Source organism: Sulfitobacter sp. F26204 (assembly GCF_026410305.1).
Lineage (GTDB): Bacteria > Pseudomonadota > Alphaproteobacteria > Rhodobacterales > Rhodobacteraceae > Sulfitobacter.
The window spans coordinates 266,916-290,506 of the sequence record NZ_JAPMLQ010000002.1 but is presented as its reverse complement, the minus strand read 5'-3'; the positions used below and the strand labels follow the sequence as shown (position 1 = coordinate 290,506).

24 protein-coding genes and 1 riboswitch are annotated in these 23,591 nt (G+C 56.8%); of the genes, 11 read left to right on the top strand and 13 right to left on the bottom strand.

Going from position 1 to position 23,591, the window contains the following annotated elements; all coding sequences use genetic code 11:
* Positions 1–8: 8 nt before the first annotated feature.
* The 3 genes from OS190_RS05350 to mdoH are packed head-to-tail and all read left to right on the top strand — an operon-like array spanning position 9 to position 4,653.
* A complete protein-coding gene (locus OS190_RS05350; protein WP_267157635.1) occupies positions 9–1,256 on the top strand; it encodes an OpgC family protein in 1,248 nt (415 codons plus the stop codon).
* Positions 1,253–2,779 (top strand): OpgD/OpgG family glucan biosynthesis protein, encoded by a 1,527-nt coding sequence (locus OS190_RS05345; protein WP_267157634.1) that lies wholly within the window; start codon positions 1,253–1,255, stop codon positions 2,777–2,779. Before OS190_RS05350 ends, OS190_RS05345 begins: the two co-directional genes overlap by 4 nt.
* Complete coding sequence (gene mdoH / locus OS190_RS05340; protein ID WP_267157633.1) at positions 2,779–4,653, top strand: glucans biosynthesis glucosyltransferase MdoH; 1,875 nt, start codon at positions 2,779–2,781, stop codon at positions 4,651–4,653. The genes OS190_RS05345 and mdoH overlap by 1 nt, the downstream gene beginning before the upstream one ends.
* Positions 4,654–4,799: 146 nt before the next feature.
* Here the strand turns inward: mdoH and OS190_RS05335 are convergent, their stop codons facing one another.
* The 4 genes from OS190_RS05335 to OS190_RS05320 form a co-directional block, all read right to left on the bottom strand.
* Positions 4,800–5,216, bottom strand: a complete 417-nt coding sequence (locus OS190_RS05335) for a rhodanese-like domain-containing protein (protein WP_267157632.1) — start codon at positions 5,214–5,216, stop codon at positions 4,800–4,802.
* A 74-nt stretch (positions 5,217–5,290) separates the two neighbouring features.
* Positions 5,291–5,815, bottom strand: coding sequence for a YHS domain-containing (seleno)protein (locus tag OS190_RS05330; protein WP_267157631.1), 525 nt, complete (start codon positions 5,813–5,815; stop codon positions 5,291–5,293).
* 130 nt (positions 5,816–5,945) lie between these two features.
* The gene (locus OS190_RS05325; RefSeq protein ID WP_267157630.1) at positions 5,946–6,728 is read right to left on the bottom strand and encodes an SseB family protein; all 783 of its coding nucleotides are present in this window, start codon (positions 6,726–6,728) and stop codon (positions 5,946–5,948) included.
* Positions 6,721–7,308, bottom strand: coding sequence for a uracil-DNA glycosylase family protein (locus OS190_RS05320; protein ID WP_267157629.1), 588 nt, complete (start codon positions 7,306–7,308; stop codon positions 6,721–6,723). Before OS190_RS05320 ends, OS190_RS05325 begins: the two co-directional genes overlap by 8 nt.
* A 138-nt stretch (positions 7,309–7,446) precedes the next feature.
* On the opposite strand from OS190_RS05320, the gene OS190_RS05315 reads away from it, so the two are divergent.
* From OS190_RS05315 to OS190_RS05290, 6 genes are all read left to right on the top strand, one after another.
* On the top strand, positions 7,447–7,791 hold the full coding sequence (locus OS190_RS05315) for an ArsR/SmtB family transcription factor (protein ID WP_267157628.1): 345 nt from the start codon (positions 7,447–7,449) through the stop codon (positions 7,789–7,791).
* Positions 7,784–8,815, top strand: coding sequence for a permease (locus OS190_RS05310; protein ID WP_267157627.1), 1,032 nt, complete (start codon positions 7,784–7,786; stop codon positions 8,813–8,815). The genes OS190_RS05315 and OS190_RS05310 overlap by 8 nt, the downstream gene beginning before the upstream one ends.
* A 131-nt stretch (positions 8,816–8,946) precedes the next feature.
* Positions 8,947–9,606 (top strand): ABC transporter ATP-binding protein, encoded by a 660-nt coding sequence (locus tag OS190_RS05305; RefSeq protein ID WP_267157626.1) that lies wholly within the window; start codon positions 8,947–8,949, stop codon positions 9,604–9,606.
* Complete coding sequence (locus tag OS190_RS05300; RefSeq protein ID WP_267157625.1) at positions 9,584–11,278, top strand: KpsE/RkpR family capsule polysaccharide export protein; 1,695 nt, start codon at positions 9,584–9,586, stop codon at positions 11,276–11,278. Before OS190_RS05305 ends, OS190_RS05300 begins: the two co-directional genes overlap by 23 nt.
* Positions 11,275–12,108 (top strand): 3-deoxy-8-phosphooctulonate synthase, encoded by an 834-nt coding sequence (gene kdsA / locus OS190_RS05295; protein WP_267157624.1) that lies wholly within the window; start codon positions 11,275–11,277, stop codon positions 12,106–12,108. Before OS190_RS05300 ends, kdsA begins: the two co-directional genes overlap by 4 nt.
* Positions 12,109–12,179: 71 nt before the next feature.
* Positions 12,180–13,619 carry a phosphomannomutase/phosphoglucomutase gene (locus OS190_RS05290; protein ID WP_416237383.1) on the top strand — a complete coding sequence of 480 codons (1,440 nt, stop codon included), beginning with the start codon at positions 12,180–12,182 and terminating at the stop codon, positions 13,617–13,619.
* Positions 13,620–13,712: 93 nt separating this feature from the next.
* Here OS190_RS05290 and OS190_RS05285 read toward each other — a convergent pair whose 3' ends face one another.
* From OS190_RS05285 to rpsA, 4 genes are all read right to left on the bottom strand, one after another.
* Positions 13,713–14,360 (bottom strand): phosphoribosylanthranilate isomerase, encoded by a 648-nt coding sequence (locus OS190_RS05285; protein ID WP_267157622.1) that lies wholly within the window; start codon positions 14,358–14,360, stop codon positions 13,713–13,715.
* A gap of 8 nt (positions 14,361–14,368) precedes the next feature.
* Positions 14,369–14,719, bottom strand: coding sequence for a lipopolysaccharide assembly protein LapA domain-containing protein (locus OS190_RS05280; RefSeq protein WP_267157621.1), 351 nt, complete (start codon positions 14,717–14,719; stop codon positions 14,369–14,371).
* Positions 14,719–15,003 carry an integration host factor subunit beta gene (ihfB, locus tag OS190_RS05275; protein ID WP_267157620.1) on the bottom strand — a complete coding sequence of 95 codons (285 nt, stop codon included), beginning with the start codon at positions 15,001–15,003 and terminating at the stop codon, positions 14,719–14,721. The genes OS190_RS05280 and ihfB overlap by 1 nt, the downstream gene beginning before the upstream one ends.
* 277 nt (positions 15,004–15,280) lie before the next feature.
* Positions 15,281–16,954, bottom strand: a complete 1,674-nt coding sequence (rpsA, locus tag OS190_RS05270) for a 30S ribosomal protein S1 (RefSeq protein WP_267157619.1) — start codon at positions 16,952–16,954, stop codon at positions 15,281–15,283.
* Positions 16,955–17,354: 400 nt separating this feature from the next.
* On the opposite strand from rpsA, the gene OS190_RS05265 reads away from it, so the two are divergent.
* On the top strand, positions 17,355–17,861 hold the full coding sequence (locus tag OS190_RS05265; protein ID WP_267157618.1) for a DUF992 domain-containing protein: 507 nt from the start codon (positions 17,355–17,357) through the stop codon (positions 17,859–17,861).
* Between the two features lie 135 nt (positions 17,862–17,996).
* Complete coding sequence (locus OS190_RS05260; protein WP_267157617.1) at positions 17,997–18,227, top strand: hypothetical protein; 231 nt, start codon at positions 17,997–17,999, stop codon at positions 18,225–18,227.
* Between the two features lie 190 nt (positions 18,228–18,417).
* Here OS190_RS05260 and OS190_RS05255 read toward each other — a convergent pair whose 3' ends face one another.
* The 5 genes from OS190_RS05255 to metK all read right to left on the bottom strand — a co-directional run bounded on the left by OS190_RS05255 (position 18,418) and on the right by metK (position 23,507).
* A complete protein-coding gene (locus tag OS190_RS05255) occupies positions 18,418–19,035 on the bottom strand; it encodes a (d)CMP kinase (protein WP_267158301.1) in 618 nt (205 codons plus the stop codon).
* A gap of 2 nt (positions 19,036–19,037) precedes the next feature.
* Complete coding sequence (locus OS190_RS05250; RefSeq protein WP_267157616.1) at positions 19,038–19,556, bottom strand: hypothetical protein; 519 nt, start codon at positions 19,554–19,556, stop codon at positions 19,038–19,040.
* Positions 19,553–20,905, bottom strand: a complete 1,353-nt coding sequence (aroA, locus tag OS190_RS05245) for a 3-phosphoshikimate 1-carboxyvinyltransferase (RefSeq protein ID WP_267157615.1) — start codon at positions 20,903–20,905, stop codon at positions 19,553–19,555. Before aroA ends, OS190_RS05250 begins: the two co-directional genes overlap by 4 nt.
* A gap of 181 nt (positions 20,906–21,086) precedes the next feature.
* Complete coding sequence (gene trmB, locus OS190_RS05240) at positions 21,087–21,788, bottom strand: tRNA (guanine(46)-N(7))-methyltransferase TrmB (RefSeq protein WP_267158300.1); 702 nt, start codon at positions 21,786–21,788, stop codon at positions 21,087–21,089.
* Between the two features lie 537 nt (positions 21,789–22,325).
* The gene (metK, locus tag OS190_RS05235; protein ID WP_267157614.1) at positions 22,326–23,507 is read right to left on the bottom strand and encodes a methionine adenosyltransferase; all 1,182 of its coding nucleotides are present in this window, start codon (positions 23,505–23,507) and stop codon (positions 22,326–22,328) included.
* A 3-nt stretch (positions 23,508–23,510) separates the two neighbouring features.
* Positions 23,511–23,559: riboswitch (SAM-SAH riboswitch) on the bottom strand.
* Between the last annotated feature and the right edge of the window lie 32 nt (positions 23,560–23,591).

Genomic DNA, 23,591 nt, shown 5'->3' with positions numbered 1-23,591 from the left:
AACCATTCATGACCTTTGCCGACGCCGCATCCATCGCCGCACCTGCCACTCCTGCAACCAAAGGCGCGCATCGAGTGCGCGATCTGAGGCTGGATTTTTTCCGCGGTCTGGCGATGTTCATCATCTTGGTCGCCCATACGCCGGGCAATTTCCTGACTTCGTGGATCCCCGCCCGCTGGGGCTTTTCCGACGCAACCGAAATTTTTGTGTTCTGCTCGGGTATGGCCAGCGCCATCGCTTTTGGCGGCGCGTTTCAACGTGCGGGCTGGATTCTTGGCACGGCGCGTGTTCTGTACCGTGTCTGGCAGGTTTATTGGGCCCATGTAGGTTTGTTTTTCGCGACCCTTGCCCTGACCGTTTTCCTGACCGACCTTCAGATCACCGGGCGCAATTACTGGGGCCAACTTAACCTCTGGATGATCTTCGTCGAAAGCGACAACTGGGAAAACCCCGACATCCTGCTGAACTTCATGACGCTGCGCTATGTGCCGAATTACTTCGACATCCTGCCAATGTATATGGTCGTGCTGCTGATGATGCCTGTGGTGATGGCCCTGGCCCGCATTGACCTGCGCCTTGTCGCGGCATTCGTCATCGCTACCTGGACCATGGGACAAACGGCACTGCTGCAACACTTCGGCCTTGGCCATCTGCACCTTGAATTTCCCGCCGAACCCTGGTCAGAGCGCCCTTGGTTCTTCAATCCTTTCGGCTGGCAGTTGATCTTTTTCACCGGCTTCGCCTTCATGCGTGGCTGGCTGCCAAAACCACCTGTCACCATCACCCTGCTGGCCCTGTCCGCCGTTGTGGTGATCGCCAATGTGCCACTTAGCAATATTGGTGTGCGTGAATTCGGTCTGGACTGGGCCCGTGACTGGCGTAGTGCCAATACCCTGCTGATCGACAAGAGTGACTTTGGCATCCTGCGCTATCTGCATTTCCTCAGCTTGGCCTACATTTTTTGGGTTTTGGCTGGCGACCGCGGCAACAATCTGCAAAGGGTTGGTTCTGGTGGCTTATCGCGTGCATGGGCATGTATCCTTGCCGTGATCCTCAAAGTTGGCCAGCAAAGCCTTGCCGTCTTTATCACGAGTATGTTCATCGCGCGGATCATGGGTTTCGTGATGGATGTTCTTGGCCGGAGTATCGGTATAACCCTTTTGGTCAACCTCCTGGGCTTCGTCGTTCTGGTAGCCGCCGCTTATTGTGCAGGCTGGTTCAAGGCACAGCCATGGCGCGACAGGGTATCTGCATGATCCGGCGCGATGTCCTAAGATCCCTTGCGGCACTGGCCGCTGTTCCGGCGGCAGCCTGGGCCAAAGAACCGGGACTGCGCCTTGGCCCCCTGCAAACACACTTTGATGCCGAAAGCGTCATCACCCGCGCCCGTGAACTGGCAACTCGGCCTTTTGTGCCACGCCCGCAAATTCCTGAAAGCTGGCGCAGCCTCTCCTATGACCAATACCGCAAAATCTGGTTTGATGCGCGCAATGCCTTGTGGGAAAACACGCATGCCCCGCAACGTATCGATGTCTTTCCTCCCGGTCTCTATTTTCCGCAAGCCGTTGAGCTGAACGTCGTCAAAGACGGCTTTGCACGGCCAATCCTTTTTGACCGGCAAGTTTTTGACACGACTGACAGCTTCCCCGATGTCGAGATTGACGACACCCTCGGCTATTCCGGTATCCGGCTGCGCGCAGAACTGGAAAAATCCGGTATTTTTCAGGAATACGCCGTCTTTCAGGGGGCGAGTTATTTCCGCGGTATCGGTACGGGAGAAACCTATGGCCTCTCTGCTCGCGGCCTTGCCTTGAAAACCGCAGATCCCATGGGTGAGGAGTTCCCCGATTTCACCGCTTTCTGGATGGAGGAGCCAAAAACGGGCAGTGACATGATGACCCTCCACGCACTGCTGGACAGCCCGTCCTGCAGCGGCGCATATCGGTTCGACATCACGCATGGCACTGTCTTGGAAATGAAAATCTCTGCGACACTATTTGCCCGCGAAGAATTGACCCACGTTGGCATTGCTCCACTTACCTCGATGTTCCTGTTTGATGGCACCATGCGCCAGCGTTTTTCGGATTTTCGACCCGCCGTTCATGACAGCGACGGGTTGCTCATACACAATGGCGGAGGCGAGGTGATCTGGCGCCCGCTTGCCAATCCTGCCAAGCTGCAAATCAGCGCTTTCCTGGACAACAATCCGCGAGGATTTGGCCTCTGCCAGAGAAAGCGGGAATTCTCGGATTTCAACGATCTCGAAGCGCTTTATCACAACCGCCCGGCCGTCTGGATCACGCCGGGAGAAGACTGGGGCAATGGGAGCATTACCTTGGTCGAGATCCCCGCCGACCTTGAGATTTATGACAACATAGTCAGCTACTGGCGTCCGTCCGATCCGATCATCGCCGGTAGCGAACACAGGATGAGCTATACTTTGCATTGGGGTGCTGACCCGGTGCCTGTGACCGCGGATATTCCTGTAAAGGTATTGAACACAGCCATGGGCGCGCGACCCGAAGGCGGGCTGATCGTCGCAATTGATTTTGCTCCGTCAGACCGCGTTCCAACCGACCTCGGAAACATCGAGGTGATCCTGCGGACGAACATGGGCATCGTGACACCGGGAATTGTGCAAAAGAACCCGGAAACCGGTGGACCGCGCCTTGCCTTTACCTTTCAGCCGGAAGGTGCCAGCCTAGCCGAATTTCGGGCACAGCTTCGGTTGAACGGCGAACCGCTGAGCGAAGTCTGGCTATATCGGTGGACCAGCTGATGACCCGTGCAAGCGTTCCATTCATGGCCATGCCGTCTGCTGCTCCACTGGAAATGCAAGTGCAGGATCTTGCCTGCGCACCCGCGTCCCGCGTCGCCACGCCGCCCGAAAAACATGCCGCACGGTGGCGTATTGCGGTTTTTGTCCCGGCCCTTTTTGCAACGCTTTCCTTGATGTCTGGCATCTACAGATGGCTTTCCGGCGCTGGAATGACCGGCCTTGAATGGGCATTGTTGCTGATGATTGGCGCGACATTTGTCTGGGCCGCCTTGTCGGTCAGTACCGTCGGTATTGCCATTGCCGGCATCCTTGCCCGCGAAGAAGCCGACAAACGCGCACCAAAAGATGTCGCCCCGATCAGCGCCGCATTGCTGGTCCCGGTTTATAATGAGGTGCCTTGGGACGTTTTTGGAAACGCCGCTGCGATGCTGGACGATCTCGCAGCACGCAAGGGCACCCACGCCTATACGCTTTTCATTTTGTCCGACACGTCCGACACATTGATCGCAACGCAGGAATGGCAGGCCTATCAGGCGCTTCGTGCGACGGCCCCCTTCCCCGTTTATTATCGCCGTCGCGCCAGCAATACTGACAAGAAGGTCGGCAACCTGGTCGATTGGATCACCGGTTGGGGTGCGGCCTATGAGGGTATGATTGTTCTGGATGCGGATAGCCTGATGTCGGGCCGTGCCATTGAACGGCTCACCAGTGAACTCAGCGCGGATTCAGATGCAGGATTGATCCAGTCCTTTCCAATGTTGATCGGCGCGGAGACCCTGTTTGCGCGTTTGCAGCAATTTTCAAACATTGCTTACGGCTGGCTTCTGGCCGAAGGCCTTGCGCTTTGGTCGCGTTCCGAAGGGAACTATTGGGGACATAACGCCATCATCCGAACACAGGCCTTTGCCCAGAGCGCAGGTTTGCCTCACCTCAAAGGGCGCGGGCGCGATGATCTGATCCTCAGCCACGATTTTGTCGAAGCCGGATTGCTGCGCCGTGCCGGTTGGCGCGTCCGGTTCCTGCCGCGTGTCACCGGCAGTTTTGAAGAAACACCCGCCACCTTGATCGACTATACCTTGCGGGATCGCCGTTGGTGCCGCGGCAACCTGCAACACTTGCGACTGCTTGCCACACGTGGGCTACACCCCATCTCGCGGTTTCATCTGTTTCATGGCGCAGTAAGCTATCTGCTGTCGCCCGCCTGGTTCCTGCTGCTGGTGATCTGGGCCCTGCTTGGGAAAGACAGCGAAACAAATGTAATCCGCTACTTCAACGAGGCGCATCCATTGTTCCCTGACTGGCCCCCCGCGATGAGCCATATCGATTCTGCCGTATTTTTGGTGATCATGTATGCGATGTTGCTCACCCCCAAGATTGCCGCCGCAGCAATAATTGCCTGCACGCCTGCAGCGACTCGTGTCTTCGGCGGTCGCGGACCATTTCTGACCGCCTTTGTGATAGAGGTCCTGCTCTCTGTTGCTTATGCGCCAGTGATGATGATCCAACAGACCAAGGCGGTTCTCAGGGCGACCTTTACCCGAACCGAGCCATGGGCACCGCAATCGCGTAATGCGCAGCAATATCCACTTGCGACATTGTTCAAATTCCATTGGAGCGAAACAGTGATCGGCCTGGTCCTGACCGCGGGTCTGGCGACTGGTCTTGTTTCCATGTGGTTGTTGCCCATCGCGGCCAGCCTGCTTCTGGCAGTACCGCTTTCAGCGCTCTCCGCCGTCAATATAGCCCGCCGCGCACCCCATCGTCTGGCGATTAACAGTCCTTATACCCTGCGCGAACCCGCTATCGTAACCCGTGCTATCGCTGCAAGGGCGCGGATCAAGCTCTTGCTGACAGCAGAACGCCCTGCCGCATGACCAACGATGGCGACAGGTTTCATTTCTGCACAGCGGAGTCTGTGCGTCGATCACATATCTATTTCTATCGGACAGCTTAAAGTTGACCGGCGCAACAGGACAGCCCGCAGAGCACTGCCCGTTCGAGGTCGCCGGGCGAGGCACACCTAGGGCTGCACCACAGGCAATCCCCGCTTGATCCACCCAGCCCCCGCGCCTGACCCTGACATTCCTTCAGGCACATCCAGAACCTGAGTGAACCCTGCCTGCACCAGACGCGTCGACAACGCCGCGGACCGCACCCCTCGGGCACAGATCAATGCCACAGGCACGTCCCTGCGCCCGTCTGTTTGTGCCAGCAATATATCGATGAAAGCTGCGTCGCGCATGTCAATCGGCACCGCGCCAAGACCAATCCCCGTTTGCACCCATTCCTCCGGTCTGCGAATATCAATCAACTTGATTTCACCCGCAATTGCCGCTGCCAGCGCTTCGGGCGCGGTCAGGTCGCCTGGGTCCATCTGCGCGGTGACATTGAACCATTGCGCCGCGCCAATGCCACCAAGGGCAACAATTCCTGCCATCGCAAACAATAGCCCCCGCCGTGTGGACTGCGACGGGGGTTCTGCGGTTGGCAGGGGGGTACCAGCAGGGGACATTACTTCAAGGGTGCCGTTGACGTGTACCGCGGGATCGGGCTGGTCGATCCTGCTTCTGGTTCGATCGAGGCCCAGTTCCCCTCGGCCAGGTTGATGTTGCCGGGAATGTCTTCCTCCCAAAAGCTCACAACATTTTTCGTAATATTGAGATACAATTTTCCGTCGACAATGCGCCACAAGTTCGGATTGCCCGGTACTTTCCCGCCCTTTGAGACACCATAGGCACAATGTCCGTCATATTGCGGGGCATATTGCGCCGGGTCTGCCACAAATTTGTCGCGGTTTTCCTTGGTCGAAAAGGCAAATGTCGCTCCGTTGTAGTCTGCGGTAAAGGCAGCCTTTCCGGGAATGGCCGCAGGCTGTGGTTGCCCGATCGGGCTAGGATCCAGATCAAAATAGGCCACCACGTCAAAGCCCGAGGCGGCAAAGCCCGTCGCATCTATATATTGATCCCCCGCAAAGGCTTCACCCGCCAGGGAAAGGGCGGTTGCGGCGGCGGCAATGGTCAGCGTGAAACGGTTCATGTCATGGACTCCTGTTTGGGGCTGTATCACCTAAGAGACTAGGGGCGTTGCACCATCATGACACCCCACGAGCCTGTGACCTCGCGCCGACGTGAACAGCAGGTGATCCAGGCAGCCGTCAAAGTACAGTTTATTTCAGAATTGGCGGTTTCGCAGGGTCAGAGCCTGGCGGCATCCGCGGTGTATGTTGCAAACCTTCTCCTTGGGGAAGATCAAAGCGCAGCCCGACCTTGGCCAGTTTCGCAACCGTGGGATCGTTACCATCGAAGAAACCGACATCCATCGCCCCCGCTTCTATCCCCGAAAAGGTCAACGCCTCGGAGGCCGCACGCACAAGCGCATCCTGAGCCCGTGGAATTGCCCCGATAAATGCCAGCAGATGCCCACGCCCGCCTTCCTGATACTCTACCGCAACCAGAAATGCCCCGGCCGCCATGCCTGTGGCGGTTGCCAGCTTGGCGTCGATCGCGGTGATCAGTCTTTCAGGAAGTCCTTTGGGGGGCAGGACCTGAGAAATCCGTGCCTCGACCTCCCCGGCCTCATGGGCAAGCGTATCACGCAGCCATGCCATCGCACCCGCGGGCAGCAATATCTCTGATGGGGCCACACCGATGTTCACCGCCATTCCAAGGTCCTGACCATTCAACATTCCTGCAATCGCACGTCCAGACAGCGCGACATAGGGTGCTGGGGCACCTACATAGGCCGCAAGGCGTTCAGCGCGGTCAAAGACCAGAACATAGCCATCTTCCAACAACACTGGATTGATTTGATCGCCGGCGGGTTCCGCCTCAAGCAACATGAACAGTTCGGCATCCGCAATCCGCTCGTAAAACCGCAAGCGGGCCGTGTCATCATGTTCGGCGGCCACCATAGCCGCCTGTGCATCATCCAGTGGAGTCGTTTCAGCCATTCAGCACCTCTTTTACCGCAGCCCGTAGACGCGGAAGCACCTTTGCTTCGAACCACGGATTTTTCTTTAGCCACCCGGTATTGCGCCACGAGGGGTGAGGCAAGCAAAACACGCCTTCGGGGTGGTCCCGCCAACCCGCTACTGCATCACCCACTTTGGTAAATCCGTCCAGATGATACTTCATTGCATAACCGCCAATCAGCAACGTCAACCGGACATCCGGCAACATTGCCAAGGCCTCTGCCCGCCATGTTCTTGCACAGATCGCAGGTGGCGGCAGATCGCTTCCGCTGGCGTTATATCCGGGAAAACAGAACGCCATCGGTACAATCGCAAGGGTGTCCTGGTCATAAAATTGCACGGCGTCCAAACCCAACCAATCGCGCAAACGATCACCCGACGCATCATTAAAAGGTTTGTGGGTTTCATGTACCCTGATACCCGGTGCCTGCCCCGCGATCAGAATGCGGGCTTTGGGCGAAAACCAGACAATCGGGTTCGGCCGATGTCCGGTTGCCGTTGCAGCAAAGCGTTCCGCACAGATCGTACAAGCCCGCAAATCATCACGTATGTCTTTCATCTCAAACCCTCATTACTGCATTTACAATGTGCCGGCCCCCTGCGCTCAGATCCTGAGATGCCCAACTGCGACAGGATCATTTCGATAATTATAGAAATAAAACTTGCGGATCACAATCATTTCTATATTTCTACGAATATGAAAATAGAATCACCCAACATCCCGCCCCTTACCCTAGCTGCCGCCAGCTTTGCGGCTCTTGGGTCCGAACAACGACTGGCTGTTCTCCGCTGCCTTGTACGCGCCGGCCCGGAAGGGTTGAGCATTGGTATTTTGGGGGAACGCGCGGAAGTCACCGGCTCGACCCTGACCCATCATCTGAAATTATTGACCGCTGCGGGCCTGGTGAAACAGGAACGCCGAGGCCGCAGCACGATCTGTGCAGCAGTGGCCTATTCCGAAATCGAGGCGCTGTCCAATTTTCTCCTCACCGAATGTTGCGCTGATGCAAGCGCTCCTTGCAAGGATCACGTTCATGGCTGATACCACCCATTCCCATAGCCCCGCAAAATTCAAGCGTTGGAACCCCGGTGCATGGGGCGTGATCGCCGTTATCCTTGCCGCGATCGCACTGTTTGCTCCCGATACGCTGACAGAAACAATCGTTTTTACCTTAAGAGCGCTCGGCGGCACAGCCCCCTTCATTCTTTTTGCAGTGTCTGCAGTGGCCTACCTCAAGGCATCTGGCACCGAAAACCTGTTGGCCAAAGCGTTTGAGGGCAACCCGGCGCGCATGATTGTGATGGCGGCCTTGATTGGCGGGATCTCGCCCTTCTGTTCATGTGAAGTCATCCCGTTTATCGCTGCCTTGCTTGCGGTTGGGGCCCCCCTGGGTGCGGTCATGGCCTTCTGGCTGGCGTCTCCCTTGATGGATCCTGCGATGTTCGCCATCACCTCTGGCACGCTTGGGTTTGACTTTGCGCTGGCAAAAACCCTTGCCGCGGTCAGCATCGGCATGATGGGGGGATTTAGCGTCATGTTAATGGCAAACACCCCCATTTTCGCTAATCCATTGCGTAAAGTTCCGGCTGCAAGCAGTTGTTGCGGAACATCAAAACCGTTTTCTGGCAAACCAGTCTGGAAATTCTGGAAACAGAGTGATCGTCTGGGCACCTTCGTTGACACCGCCCGTGACAATGCGATTTTTTTGACAAAATGGCTTACCCTTGCCTATCTCATCGAGGCCCTGATGCTGCGGTATATCCCCGCCGATTGGATTGCAGGCCTGCTGGGTGGCACGGGAATCATGCCGATCCTTTTGGGTGCCTTTGTCGGTGCACCTGCATATCTCAACGGTTATGCGGCTGTACCACTGGTCGACGCGCTGCTGGCGCAAGGCATGAGCAACGGGGCCGCCATGTCCTTTGTCATAGCCGGTGGCGTCAGCTGCATTCCCGCCGCGATTGCCGTATGGGCCTTGGTCAAACCACGTGTCTTTGCTGCCTATCTGGGCTTTGCCTTGACGGGCGCAATCTTCGCTGGTCTGGCCTGGCAGGCCGTTGCCTAGACCGATCCAACGCTGCTTGGACATTTGTTTCCAGATAGGACATAATATCGCCAAAGTCGCGATATAGACCTCGGGCAGATCCCTATTAAAAGGGGGCGACACAAGTCACCCAAGCAGCAACCGGAGCAGGCATGCTGGAATTCGAAAATGTTTCAAAGTCCTTTTGGACAGGCACCCAGCACAAGGTGATCCTGGACAAAGTGTCGTTCCGAGTAGAGCTTGGCAAATCATTGGGCATTTTGGCACCCAACGGCACGGGCAAAACAACACTGATCAACATGATGGCAGGCTTGGAAAAACCCGACGAGGGTGAGATCCGGCGCGGGTGCAATATTTCCTTTCCCCTGGGATTCATGGGCGGTGTCGTCGGCAAAGTGTCGGCAATGGAAAACGCCCGTTATATTGCACGGCTCTACGGCCTCGATCCCGACTATGTCGAGAGTTTCTGTCGGTGGCTGTGCAATTTGGGTGAATATTTTGACCAACCACTTGGCACCTATTCCGCAGGCATGCGGTCACGCTTTTCTTTTGCTTTGATGCTGGCGCTTGATTTTGACATGTACCTCATTGATGAAGGCATGCCATCAACAACAGATGTAGAATTTAACCGAAAAGCAGGAGAAATCCTGCAAGAACGTCTCCGCACCACCACGATCATCATCGTTTCGCATCAGCCCGAGACGTTGGAAAAATTCGCCCGCTCTGCCGCCGTTCTTATCGATGGCCAGTTCATTATGTTCGATACCTTGGAAGAAGCGAAACAGTTGTATGACTACCAAACCCAAGGCTAGAAAATTCCGTATCAAGCGGAACACGCCCACAACATCCACTGAAACCGAGACTGCAACGCAGTCAGAGGTCGCGACCGAAAGGCCGGTGCGCACAGCACCCAGACCGGTGCCCCCGCAAGCACAGCCAGAACCCGCGCGTGCACAGGCAACTCAAGCCGAGGCACCCTCCTCCTCCCAGCCTGGACGCGACGGTCAGGTGTCCTCCGCGGCCGAAGTGATAGGTGAAACCGATATAAACGCCATACGGCACGAGGGGCTCACAGGCCGTCAACTGCGCATGGCACGGCGCGTGGCGCAGAAACACGGGCTCGCACCGACATCGGACTTTGACGCGGTGCGCCTGCTACGAACCAAGGGGATCGACCCATTCCAGCGGTCAAACATGCTGGAACTGGTTGTCCCGCAGGGTGATGGCAAAGACGGCGATACACCACAGGGCGGCGCGCCTGCAGGACGCGTGCAATTGCCCCAGACTGTACCTTCCGGTGGCATGAACCTCCCCTCTACCGAAGCAAGCCCCGCCGCACGCCGGGCGCGCGAAATCTCTGACATTCAGCGTGACATTTCCAACCGCAGGCGGCGCAAGCTGGGCTTGTTGCTGGTGCGTCTCGCATTTTTTGTCATGCTGCCGACCTTTGCCGCCGGATATTATTTCTATAACGTGGCAACCCCCATGTATGCCACGGACAGCCAATTCCTGATCATCCAGAGCGAAGGTGGCGGCGGCACAAGCCCGTTTGGCAATATCTTGCCCACACAGTTCGCCAACTCTGCTGATAGCATCGCAACCCAAGCCTATCTGCAATCCAAGGACGCGATGCTGCGCCTTGATCAGGATGTTGGTTTCAAAAACCATTTTTCAGATGAAGGTATCGACCCGATCCAGCGACTGGGTGCAGGTTCGACCAATGAAGAAGCCTTTAAGCTATACAAGAAAAACGTAAAAATTGGCTATGACCCGACCGAGGGCGTCATCCGTATGGAGGTGGTCGCGGCTGATCCACATGTTTCTGCTTCTTTCTCGTCGAGCTTGATTCAATATGCCGAGGAACGGGTCAACAATCTGTCAAAACAAAAGCGCGAAGACGGAATGCGCGATGCGCTTGCCGGTTTTGACTCCGCACAACAAAAGCGCCGCGACGCCCAGGAAGCATTGATCCGCCTACAGGTCGAAAACGGTGTCGACCCTCAAGCTGAAATCGTCGCCATCCGTACCCAGATCACGACCTATGAGGGGTTGCTGATCGAGAAAGAACTCGAACTCTCCGCCTTGATGGACAACGCCCGCCCCAACCGCGCCAAGGTTGATGGCGTCCGCGGCGATGTGCGCCGCCTGCAGGAACAGCTCGACAAGTTGAAAGACAAGATGAACTCAAGCACCACCGGTGATAACTCCCTGGCGGAACAGGCGGTAAAGATGCAACTGGCCCAAGCCGATCTGGCCGCCGCTGATCTGGTCTTGCAATCCGCCCATACAGCAATGGATCAAGCCCGTACCGAGGCCAACCGCCAGGTGCGTTACCTGACCGTCGCCGTGCAACCCGTGGCCCCTGAAGAGCCCACCTACCCACGAAAGTTTGAAAACACGATCTTGGCTTTCCTGATCTTTGCAGGCATCTACCTGATGTTGTCCCTGACAGCGTCGATCCTCAGAGAACAGGTAACTTCATGACCCAAGTCAAAATCGGTGATGTTATCATTGGCAATGACCGCCCGCTTACGATCATTGCAGGCCCCTGCCAGCTAGAGTCCGAGGATCATGCCCAAATGATCGCGGGCCAAATGAAAGAAGCCTGCCAAGCCGTTGGTGCACAATATATTTTCAAGGCAAGTTACGACAAGGCCAACCGCACTTCATTGGCAGGAAAGCGTGGCCTGGGAATTGACGAAGGTTTGCGCGTGCTGCACTCTGTGGCCCGCGCCAATGCTGTGCCCGTCCTCACCGATGTCCACACCGAAGCCCAATGCGCCATCGCCGCCGAGGTGGTCGACATCCTGCAGATCCCTGCCTTTCTTTGTCGCCAGACGGATATGTTACTGGCCGCCGGCAATACCGGCAAAGCAGTGAATGTGAAAAAGGGTCAATGGCTTGCCCCTTGGGAAATGGGCAATATCGTTGAAAAGATCGAAAGCACCGGCAATCGAAAAATTCTATTGACCGAACGCGGGACTGCTTTCGGTTACAATACGCTGGTCGCCGACATGCGCAGCCTGCCACAGATGGCCCAGACAGGTTATCCTGTGGTGATGGATGCAACCCATTCCGTCGCACAGCCTGGCGGTCTTGGTGGTTCTTCCGGCGGGCAACGTGAATTTGCCCCAGTGATGGCCCGTGCGGCAGTCGCCATTGGCGTGGCGGCGGTTTTTCTTGAAACCCACGAAGACCCGGACACCGCCCCTAGCGATGGGCCCAATTCTATCTATCTTGACCAGATGCCTAACCTCATCGCCACTTTGATGAAGTTCGACGCCTTGGCCAAAACCCACCCCCTGACATTCTAAGCGAGGCGTTTATCGTGACAAAACCCGCTCCTTCCGTTTCCCAGAACACTTGGGAATTCCTGCGTGACGCCATGATCACGCCCACCGGTTTTCGAGAATACGATGCGCGCTGGAAATACCCCGATGACATCAACCTGCCCGGCATCACCGCCCTCGGTCTCGGCCTTGGCACCCAGATGCAGCGCCGCGGAATCGACCCGGTCATCGCTGTCGGCAACGATTACCGCGACTATTCCCTGTCGATCAAAAACGCCCTGATGCTGGGCCTGTTGCAAGCCGGCATCCACGTCAAGGACATCGGGCCTGCCTTGTCGCCAATGGCCTATTTCGCGCAGTTCCATCTTGACGCGGCGGCCGTGGCCATGGTTACAGCCTCCCACAACCCCAACGGCTGGACTGGCGTGAAAATGGGCTTTGAGCGCCCCCTCACCCATGGCCCCGATGAAATGAACGAACTACGTGACATTGTATTGAACGGAGAAGGGCAGCCCCGCGACGGTGGTAAATATGAATTCGTCCACGGCCTGCGCGCGGCCTACCTTGACGATCTGGTTGGTGATTTCAAAATGACCCGAAAGCTCAAGGTTGTCTGCGCCACGGGCAACGGCACGGCCTCTGCTTTCGCACCGGAGTTATTCAAACGCCTCGGCGTCGAAGTGGTCGAAAGCCATAACCGTCTTGACTATACTTTCCCGCACTACAACCCGAACCCCGAAGCCATGGAAATGCTGCACGACATGAGCGCCTCAGTAAAAGCGTCGGGGGCGGATTTCGCTCTTGGCTTTGACGGTGACGGCGACCGCTGTGGCGTGGTCGACGACGAGGGAGAGGAAATCTTCGCGGATAAGGTCGGTGTGATCATGGCCCGCGACCTGGCAAAAATCCACCCGAATGCAACCTTCGTCGCTGACGTGAAATCGACCGGCCTCTTCGCCTCCGACCCCGAATTGATCAAACATGGCGTCCAGGCCGATTATTGGAAAACGGGCCATTCCCACATGAAGCGTCGTGTCAAGGAAATCGGCGCACTTGCAGGCTTTGAAAAGTCCGGCCACTACTTCCTCGCCGAGCCCATCGGGCGCGGCTACGATTGCGGCATGCGCGTGGCTGTGGAAATCTGCAAACTCATGGATCGCAACCCCGACCTGTCCATGTCCGACCTGCGCCGCGCGCTGCCTCAGACCTGGGCGACACCAACCATGTCACCCTATGCCGCCGACACAGAAAAATATGACATCCTCGCGCGCATTGTCGAAAAACTCGTTGCCAAACATGCCGCAGGCGAAAAAATCGCGGGTCAGACCATCAAGGAAGTGGTCACTGTCAATGGTGCACGTGTGATTCTGGACAACGGTGCCTGGGGTTTGGTGCGCGCCTCATCCAACACCCCCAACCTCGTTGTTGTCTGCGAAAGCCCTACCTCCGAGGACGAGATGCGGGCCATTTTCAAAGATCTCGATGCAACCATCCGCACCGAACCAGGTGTCGGCGCTTATGATCAAAGCATCTGATCCTGGCACCTTCTCTTTTTGGCCCTAAAAACCGCGGAGGTTTGGAGGCAGAGCCTCCAACCAAGATTCAAATCGAATGCAGGCTTTGCCTGCTCAATCAGCAAGGGCCGCGGCACAGAAATCCGCGATCAGCCTGGCATCCTTCCTGCCCGGTGCGTTCTCGACACCGCTGGACACGTCGACCTGCTGTGCGCCGGTCATCCGGACCGCTTGGGCGATATTATCTGCGGTCAGCCCGCCGGCCAGCATCCAGGGTACAGGCCATTTGCGTCCTGCCATCAAGCGCCAGTCAAAGGCCAACCCATTCCCGCCCGGCAATTCTGCACCTTTTGGTGGCTTGGCATCGACCAGAATCTGATCCGCAACTGACAAATAGCGCTCCAGCTTCGGCAGATCGGACGCATCGGCAATTCCAACGGCTTTCATCACCGGAATACCGTATCGCGCCTTGATCTCCAGTACCCTCTCGGGACTTTCACTTCCGTGCAATTGCAACATGTCAACAGGTACCAGATCCAGAAGATCGTCAAGAAATGCATCGGTAGCATTCACCACCAAGGCGACCTTGCACACACCCGCAGGGACCGAAACCGCCAGTGCCGCAGCCTTTTGCGGCGACAGATGGCGGGGGGACTTTTCGAAGAAGACAAATCCAACATATCGCGCACCTGCAGCAACCGCCGACGCGACATCCTCGGCGCAGCGCAGACCGCAGATCTTGACATTGATGGGGGGAGACATTTCAGACCTCAGCTGGCTTCGTCGAGCAGTGCCAGAACTTCATCCTTGCCCTGATGTTTCTCACCTTTCAACCGTGCGATCTCACGCTCCAGCCTGCGGGTTTCACGGGCAAGACGGGCCTTCTCGGCGCGCTCCCCAAATTCTCGGATCCATTCCCAGATGAACCCAACCAGAAGCCCAGCGACCAGTGACCCGAGGATCACCAGAAAGAGCGGCAGTTCGAGGGAAGGATTGACCGCAAACCATCCAGCGACCTCCTGCGGCAGAACCTGCAGGGTCACCGTTTCACGATTTGCCAGCGCAACAGAAACAAGCGCGATGGCAAATACCGCGATGCACAGATAACGAACGTAACGCATTAACTTTTCCCGTTCAAACGGTCCCGCAACAATTTACCGGTCTTGAAAAACGGTACGTGCTTTTCTTCTACATGTACGGTTTCGCCCGTTCGCGGGTTGCGCCCAATTCTGGCATCCCGTTTCTTGACTGAAAATGCACCAAATCCGCGCAGCTCTACACGGTTTCCACCGGACATTGCCGTCGTGATCTCATCAAAGATGGTGTTCACAATCCTTTCGACGTCACGTTGATAAAGATGCGGATTATCGTCCGCAATCTTCTGAATGAGTTCTGACCGGATCATTGTTCTATCCCCCCGCGAGACGTTTATTTTGGCAGATCACATTCGACTATAGGAAGAAACCAACGTCACGGGAAGCCGAAGGAATCCTCCTTTGTCGATTTTTCATGCGAGAACCTGCTGTTTTTGAGGCTATTTTTGTGGCAGCCGTTGTTTTACCATCGTGAACCCCCGGCGGATCAGCATACCACCAGCACGCTACGCTACCCGATTCGGCATCAAAAAAGGCCCCGTGCAACCTGCACGGGGCCTTGGTTCTCAGACCTTGTAGAAAGTCAGATCATTCATCGCCCTTCAAAGCCGCACCAAGGATATCACCCAAGGATGCGCCGGAATCGCTGGAGCCATACTGCTCAACTGCTTCCTTCTCTTCTGCGATTTCACGCGCTTTGATCGAGACGCCAAGACGGTGCGCTTTGGCATCGACGTTCGTAATGCGCACGTCGACCTTGTCACCAACAGAGAAACGCTCAGGGCGCTGCTCTGCACGGTCACGCGACAGATCGGAGCGGCGGATAAAGGCTTTCATACCTTCGTATTCCACTTCGATGCCACCATCTTCGATGGAGGTCACGGTCACAGTCACAACAGAACCGCGCTTCACGCCGCCCACTGCTTCTGCGAACTTGTCACCGCCGACACCTTTGATGGAGAGTGAAATGCGCTCTTTCTCAACGTCAACTTCGGAAACAACCGCCTGAACCGTGTCGCCCTTGCGGTAATCCTGAATGGCTTCTTCGCCACGCTGGTCCCATGACAGGTCGGACAGGTGCACCATGCCGTCGATGTCGCCTTCGAGGCCAACAAACAAACCGAATTCGGTGATGTTCTTGACTTCGCCTTCGACTTCCGTGCCTTCGGGGTGTGTTTCTGCAAACACTTCCCATGGGTTGCGCATGGTCTGTTTCAGGCCAAGGGAAACGCGGCGTTTGGCACCATCGATTTCCAGAACCATCACTTCGACTTCCTGAGAGGTGGAAACGATTTTGCCAGGATGTACGTTCTTTTTGGTCCAGGACATTTCGGAAACGTGTACCAGACCTTCAACGCCCGGCTCCAGCTCAACAAAGGCACCGTAATCGGTGATGTTGGTCACACGGCCTGTGTGTGAAGACTCGAGTGGGTATTTCGCTGCAACCAGATCCCATGGATCTTCCTGCAACTGCTTCATGCCCAGAGAGATGCGGTGTGTTTCTTTGTTGATCTTGATCACCTGAACCTTGATCGTCTCTCCAATCGTGAGGATCTCGGAGGGGTGGTTCACACGACGCCATGCCATATCGGTGACGTGGAGCAGGCCGTCAACGCCGCCCAGATCAACAAACGCACCGTATTCAGTGATATTCTTGACCACGCCGTCGACTTCCTGACCTTCGGTCAGGTTGCCAATGACTTCGGCACGCTGTTCGGCACGTGATTCTTCAAGGATGGCACGACGTGAGACCACGATGTTGCCACGACGACGGTCCATTTTCAGCACCTGGAACGGCTGCTTGAGACCCATCAATGGGCCGGCATCGCGCACGGGGCGCACATCAACTTGAGAGCCGGGCAGGAAGGCGACCGCGCCACCAAGGTCCACAGTGAAGCCACCTTTGACACGGCCAAAGATCGCGCCTTCGACGCGCTCTTCCGCAGCGTAGGCCTTTTCCAGACGGTCCCATGCTTCCTCGCGACGGGCCATCTCGCGTGAGATAACCGCTTCACCACGGGAGTTTTCGACCTGACGCAGAAAGACTTCCACCTCATCGCCGACTTCAACTTTGGGGGCTTCGCCTGGCTCGGCAAATTCTTTCAATTCGACGCGGCCTTCCATCTTGTAGCCTACGTCGATGATGGCCTGGCCCGCTTCGATCGCGATAACCTTGCCTTTAACAACGGAACCCTCTTCGGGGGTGTCCATTTCGAAGCTTTCGTTCAAGAGTGCTTCAAACTCGTCCATCATATTCGCCATGTAGCGTATTTTTCCTAATCTAGACTTGTTTACTGGCCGTGCGGTTGTCTCCGCCGGTCTTGGGTGTGAATTGGTCCTTTGAACGGGTAGCGGAACGCAAAAGAAAGAGGGCCGGAATAAACCGACCCTGCCTGAGATATGCGTCCGGTGCTTGTATCCGCTCCTTAGACACTGCGGCGTATAGGGGAAATATGGCGCGGGCGCAAGCTGGTTTGCCCAAGCGTCAGACCAGTGATCCAAAGCCACCCTGCACCCTGACCGGTTTGGCCAATCCAAAAATTTTTGGAACCCATTTCAATCTGCGACGTTCTTTTTTTGACGAGCGGCAAGGCGACCTGACTGGTTGGCTGCTGCATGAAATACAAGTTTGGTGCTCCAGAGGCACCGGAAAGAGGAAACGATGACAAAGCGTTCGAATTTCACCTTCGGTACCGCAGTTTTCTTTGCCACCGCCTTGGGCGGTATGGCAATGGCGGCCGACAAAGAAACCGTCGATCATGTCGAAGTCGGCTCCCTTAGCTGTGATGTTGGCGATGGCAGCGGTTTCATCATCGGGTCGAGCCGCGAATTGAACTGTACCTTCAACCCTGTAGAAGAAGGTCTTGCAGATGAAACCTATCTGGGTGAGATCAACCGTTGGGGACTTGACGTCGGCGAGACAACAAACGGCCAGATGTCCTGGCTGGTGCTTGCGCCCACAGAGTCCGAATACAGCGAAGGTGGTCTTGACGGTTCCTACAAAGGGGTTTCCGCAGAAGCGACATTTGGTGTCGGGCTCGGCGCAAATGTCATGACCGGCGGTTCCGAGAACACGCTTGCTCTCCAACCACTCAGCGTGAACACCCAGAATGGTATCAACTTTGCCATCGGTGTCGGCGAGATAAACCTGACACGCGTTTCCGGATAATTACTCTTCGGATCCGTGCTGAGGGGCGGTTCATATCCGCCTCTCGACAACTTCGACAGCACTGCATCTACTGGGGGTCACTCCCCGCAGCCTGTCACTAGAAATGCCTGAATACTAACAAGATTGGAGTTTGACATGGCTACCCCGGAAAGAAGCGAACACGTCACCACGACAACATCCGGCAGCAGTGCCGGGATGGGTATGGTCGTAGGTGCATTGGTCGTGATTGTCGCGATAATTGCATATTTCGTCCTGTCTGGTGGATCAGCCCCGAGTGGCGAAGACGTGAACATCACGATCGAAGGCGCAGGCGAGGCCGTTCAAGGCGCAGCAGACGCCGTTGAAGGGGCCGTTGAAGGGAACTGATGTCCTTGCAATGATAACGATAAAGAGGCACTGCAAGTTGCAATGCCTCTTTGCGCCCACAGAATATGCGCTCTGTCTTTATGCGCGGGCCACCCGCTTCCGACAGGCTTTGCCCTGTATCAACTGCACGCCTCCGCCGTCGGCCGCCTTGCAGGGAAGCACCTGCAGTTCTGTCGACACTGATGCACGGCTAGCGCGCCATCGCCGCCTCGATCACAGCGATTGTCTGGGCAACTGCATCCTCGATACTTAGCGCGGAAGTGTCTATCTCGATGGCGTCCGCGGCAGCTTTCAACGGCGCATCAGCCCGGCCCATGTCGCGCGCGTCCCGCGCCTGAACATCGTCGAGGACTTCTTCCAGGGTGGTCTTGATCCCCTTGGAGGTCAATTCTGCAAACCGCCGGCGCGCCCGCACTACTGAATCTGCAATCACAAACAATTTCACCTGTGCCGCCGGACAGATCACGGTACCGATGTCCCGTCCATCCAGAACAGCGCCCCCCGCCCGCGCCGCAAAACTGCGTTGAAAATCGACCAAAGCTGCCCGCACATCCGGCAAGGCGGCAACTTTGCTGGCTTCTTGCGCCACTTCTGGCGTACGCAGGGCTTCACCGTCCAGGTCCTCCGGCACCAGCGCCTGCGCCGCCTTCAGCGGCTCTATCCCCAACATCACCTTGGCCCCAACCGCCCGATACAACAGACCAGTATCCAGATAGGCAAAACCGAAATGCGCGGCTACTGCCTTGGAAATCGTACCCTTGCCCGATGCTGCCGGGCCGTCAATCGCGACCGTGAATCCTTTTGTGATACTCACCGGGCCGCCCCATCATCCGGTCTTTGAACGGAAACCAAACGCCAGGCCCAGACACAAAGCAACAGCGCCAGCATAAGCGAGATGAATTTGCCCACCGTATAGGCACTGGCCTGCAGGATCGCCCCTGCCGAAACCTGTGGGCCGGTCTCGAGCAGCAGGGCAACAAACACGTTTTCGCGCAGATCAAGCAACAGATAGACACAGGGGCTTAATGCAGCCATCAGGCGCAAAGGCACCGAAACACCTGCCGCATGATGCCAGGTAAACAGCGCCATCGTCAACGCCAGCAGGATTGGCAGGACAGTATCCAACACCCGAAACGGCCCGAGGTAAAGCACAGTCTGCTCCGAGGTGAGCGCTTGCAGATACATGCGTCCAGCCTCTACAGAATATCCGGCCATACGGCTGTCAAAAATCATCTGCCCTTCCGCAACCAGACGAAAGACCGACAAATAGGCGAGCACCGCAAACACAACAAGGCTCGTCGCGGCAAGGCACCACAACAGCCGCGTCATGCGCGCAGTCGCACAATCTGCGCCCCCAATTGCTGCATCAAGGATTCAAAAATCGGAAAGGAGGTCGCAATCGGGCCACCGTCATCTACGCTGATTGCTTTTTGCGCCGCCATTCCCAAAATCAGGAAAGACATCGCAATACGATGGTCCAGATGGCTGGCACAGGTCGCGCCGCCCGCAACACCGCCATGGCCGGCCCCGGTGACAGTCCACCAATCCGGGCCATCCTCCACCTCGATGCCATTTGCACGCAAACCTGCAGCCATTGCATCAATCCGGTCACTTTCCTTGACCCGCAGTTCCTTGACGCCCCGCATCACAGTGCGTCCCCGGGCATAGGATGCCACCACCGACAACACTGGGTACTCATCGATCATTGACGCAGCCCGTTCCGGCGGCACCTCGATACCTTCAAGGTCGGGCGAAAACCTGGCACGCAGGTCCGCCACAGGCTCGCCGCCCTCCTCGCGCTCATTCTCGTAACTCAAATCCGCGCCCATCTCGCGCAGCGTGGTAAACAATCCCGCCCGTGTCGGGTTCAATCCGATACCGGGCACCAGCACATCGGATCCGGGCACAACCAGGGCGGCACAGACCGGAAAGGCCGCAGACGACGGGTCCCGTGGCACCACGATATGCTGTGCCTGCAATTCTGGTCGACCGGTCAGGGTGATTTCGCGCCCTTCATCGGTCTCCTCAATTGTGATCTCGGCACCAAACCCCGCCAACATGCGCTCTGTATGGTCCCGCGTGGCTTCGGCTTCGATCACAACGGTTTTCCCAGGCGCATTCAGCCCTGCCAACAGCACCGCCGACTTCACCTGTGCAGAAGGCACAGGCACGACATAGCGCACCGGCATGGGTTCTGTTGCCCCCACCAACGTCATGGGCAACCGCCCGCCACTGCGCCCCACGGAACGACAGCCAAAGGCCGACAATGGCTCGGTGACACGCGCCATGGGCCGACCGTTCAGGCTGGCATCTCCGGTAAAGCTCGCCACAATCGGTGAGGTCGCCATCGCCCCCATGATCAACCGTACGCCGGTACCGGAATTGCCACAATCGATCACACCCTCCGGTTCGGCAAATCCACCCACACCAACCCCCTGCACCGACCACGATCCAGCCCCATGATCCGTGACCTCGGCACCAAACGCCCGCATGGCCTTCGCCGTATCGAGCACATCCTGACCTTCCAGCAGGCCGTCAATCTTGGTTTTTCCGATACACAGCGCCCCCAGGATCAATGCCCGATGAGAAATCGACTTGTCCCCCGGCACTTCTGCTATGCCGGTCAAAGGCCCGCATGCGCTCGACTTCATTGGAATAGGGTCGCCATGGGCTGACATAAACTCATCCTTAAACTGCTTTGCAAAACTTCTACCCCAGCGCCCAGATGCCGTCCATGCCAAGGCACCCGACATGCTTTTCTTTTTGGCCGTAAATACCGCGGAGTTTGAGGCAGAGCCTCAAAACCATTTTTCAAAAGAAAAATGCAAAATCGCATGCGGGCTTGCCCGCACAAGCGGGTCAGACCCGCCGGAAGGTCAGATAATGCGGAACCCGCCCCTCACGAAGGGCTTTTTGTTCATACCGCGTGGAAAACCAGTCGGGCCAGGGTGCGCGCCAGTCCGCAGGCCCTTCAGCCAGCCATTCAAACCCGAATTTTGGCACTTCTTCCAAGGTCTGGCGGACGTAATCTTCAATATCCGTTGCCACACGAAACATGGCACCAGGCTTCAACACATGGGCCAATGGCACCAGATGTTCTTCAGTCACGAACCGGCGGCGGTGATGGCGGGCCTTTGGCCAGGGATCGGGGTAAAGCAAGAAGGCGCGGTCAACCGACCCTGCTGGCAAGACATCAAACATGTCACGCACATCACCCGGATAGACTGCAACGTTTCCAACCTCTGCGCGCCGAATCTTGCCCAGCAACATCGCAACGCCATTGATGTAGGGTTCGCAACCGATTATCCCGACATCCGGATTCCGCGCCGCCTGATGCACCATATGTTCGCCGCCGCCAAAACCGATTTCCAGCCAGACCGGCTTGCCGTCGAACAGCGCAGGCAAATCCAACGGATCACGCTGGGGGTTCTCCTCCCAGGACACGGGGCCCGGCGATAGACCGGCCAGATCCTGCTCAATATACCCCCGTTGCGAGGGCTTGAGCGATTTGCCTTTGAGGCGACCATAGAAATTACGGCGAGGGCGTGCAGGTGTCGTCATGGCGCGGGCTTTAGCCTGCTGCGCCTTGCGCTGCAATGGCCCGCCGGCAACTGCCGGCATTTTAGATGCAAATTCCGAACTGATGCCCTGTTCCCAACTGAGCGCAGCAAACCCGTAAGGGAATCGGCCTGACATTGTCCAGACCAGTATCCATCATGTCTTCGCCGCAAGGATTGGCGCCAGCCTGGCCGAAGGGATACCGGCCCACTCCATCACCCCCTGTCCCCAGAAACCAGACCGATGCTACGCCGCTCAATGCGACAAATACATCTGCATGAAAAGAGAGATAAGCGCGCTGAAATCGATAATGGTGAGCAAGGCTGCCTGCCTCTTTGGTCATGTCTGATAGAAATGGAAAGACAGGGTGGCATGGCGCTGTTGAATGACGTCACGGGCAGAAATACACGGTCATTGGCCCACCGACCTTTGCCAAATCCCGGAACCCTCTGTTATCGATAGGCAGGCACCCCATGCAGGGCAAAACGGGCAAAGCGTTTCCGCCTTGCCCGTCGGGCATCTGGTCGCCGCAATTCAAGTTCAGACTTCTGCTTTCAACTTGTCCGCAAGGTCCAGTCTTTCCCAGGAGAATCCACCGTCCGCCTCGGGTGTGCGGCCAAAGTGGCCATAAGCAGCGGTGCGCTGATAGATCGGCTTGTTCAATTGTAGGTGTTCGCGAATACCACGCGGGGTCAGGCTCATGACCTTGCGGATCGCCCTTTCGACCTCGGCATCGTCGACCTCACCGGTGCCGAAAGTATCGCAATAGATCGAAAGAGGCTCACTGACACCAATGGCATAGCTCAACTGGATAGTGCATTTTGTCGCCATCCCCGCGGCCACCACGTTCTTGGCCAGATAGCGGGCGGCATAGGCAGCGGAGCGGTCTACCTTGGTCGGGTCCTTGCCTGAAAATGCGCCGCCGCCATGCGGTGCGGCACCGCCATAGGTGTCCACGATGATCTTGCGGCCTGTCAGCCCTGCATCGCCGTCGGGGCCGCCGATCACAAATACACCTGTCGGGTTCACGTGCCATACCGTATCATTGTCGATCCAGCCTTCCGGTAGGACCTCACGAATGTATGGTTCAACAATGTCCCGGATGTCAGCGCTGGTTTGCTTTTCTGATGCGTGCTGCGTCGACAATACGATCGAACTGACACCAACCGGTTTACCCCCTTCATAGCGCACGGATAGCTGGCTCTTGGCGTCGGGGCGCAATGTCGGTTCGGTACCGTCTTTGCGCACTTCGGCCAGGCGGCGCAAGATCGCATGTGCATAGTGAAGCGGCGCCGGCATCAGCTGCTCTGTCTCATCAGTTGCATAACCGAACATGATGCCTTGATCGCCCGCACCTTCGTCCTTGTTACCCGAAGCATCAACGCCCTGCGCAATATGCGCGGATTGCTCATGCAGCAGGTTGGTGATCTTGCAGGTGGCGTGATGAAATTTTTCCTGCTCATAACCGATATCTTTGATACAGGCGCGTGCAATATCCTCGATGCGGCCCATGTATTCGCTCAATTTTGCCTGATCCGACAGACCAACTTCGCCACCGATCACCACCTGGTTGGTCGTGGCAAAGGTTTCTGCTGCGACACGTGCTTCGGGTTCTTCGGTCAGGAATGCATCCAGTACGGCATCGGAAATGCGATCACAAACCTTGTCGGGATGACCTTCCGAGACGGACTCGGAAGTGAAAATATAGTTCTGTCGGGACATATCTGCTCCAATAAATATGAAATGCCACGTCAGGAAGCCGTTGTGGCATTGGTTAAGTCGGCTTACCGCCCCCTCTAATGAGCG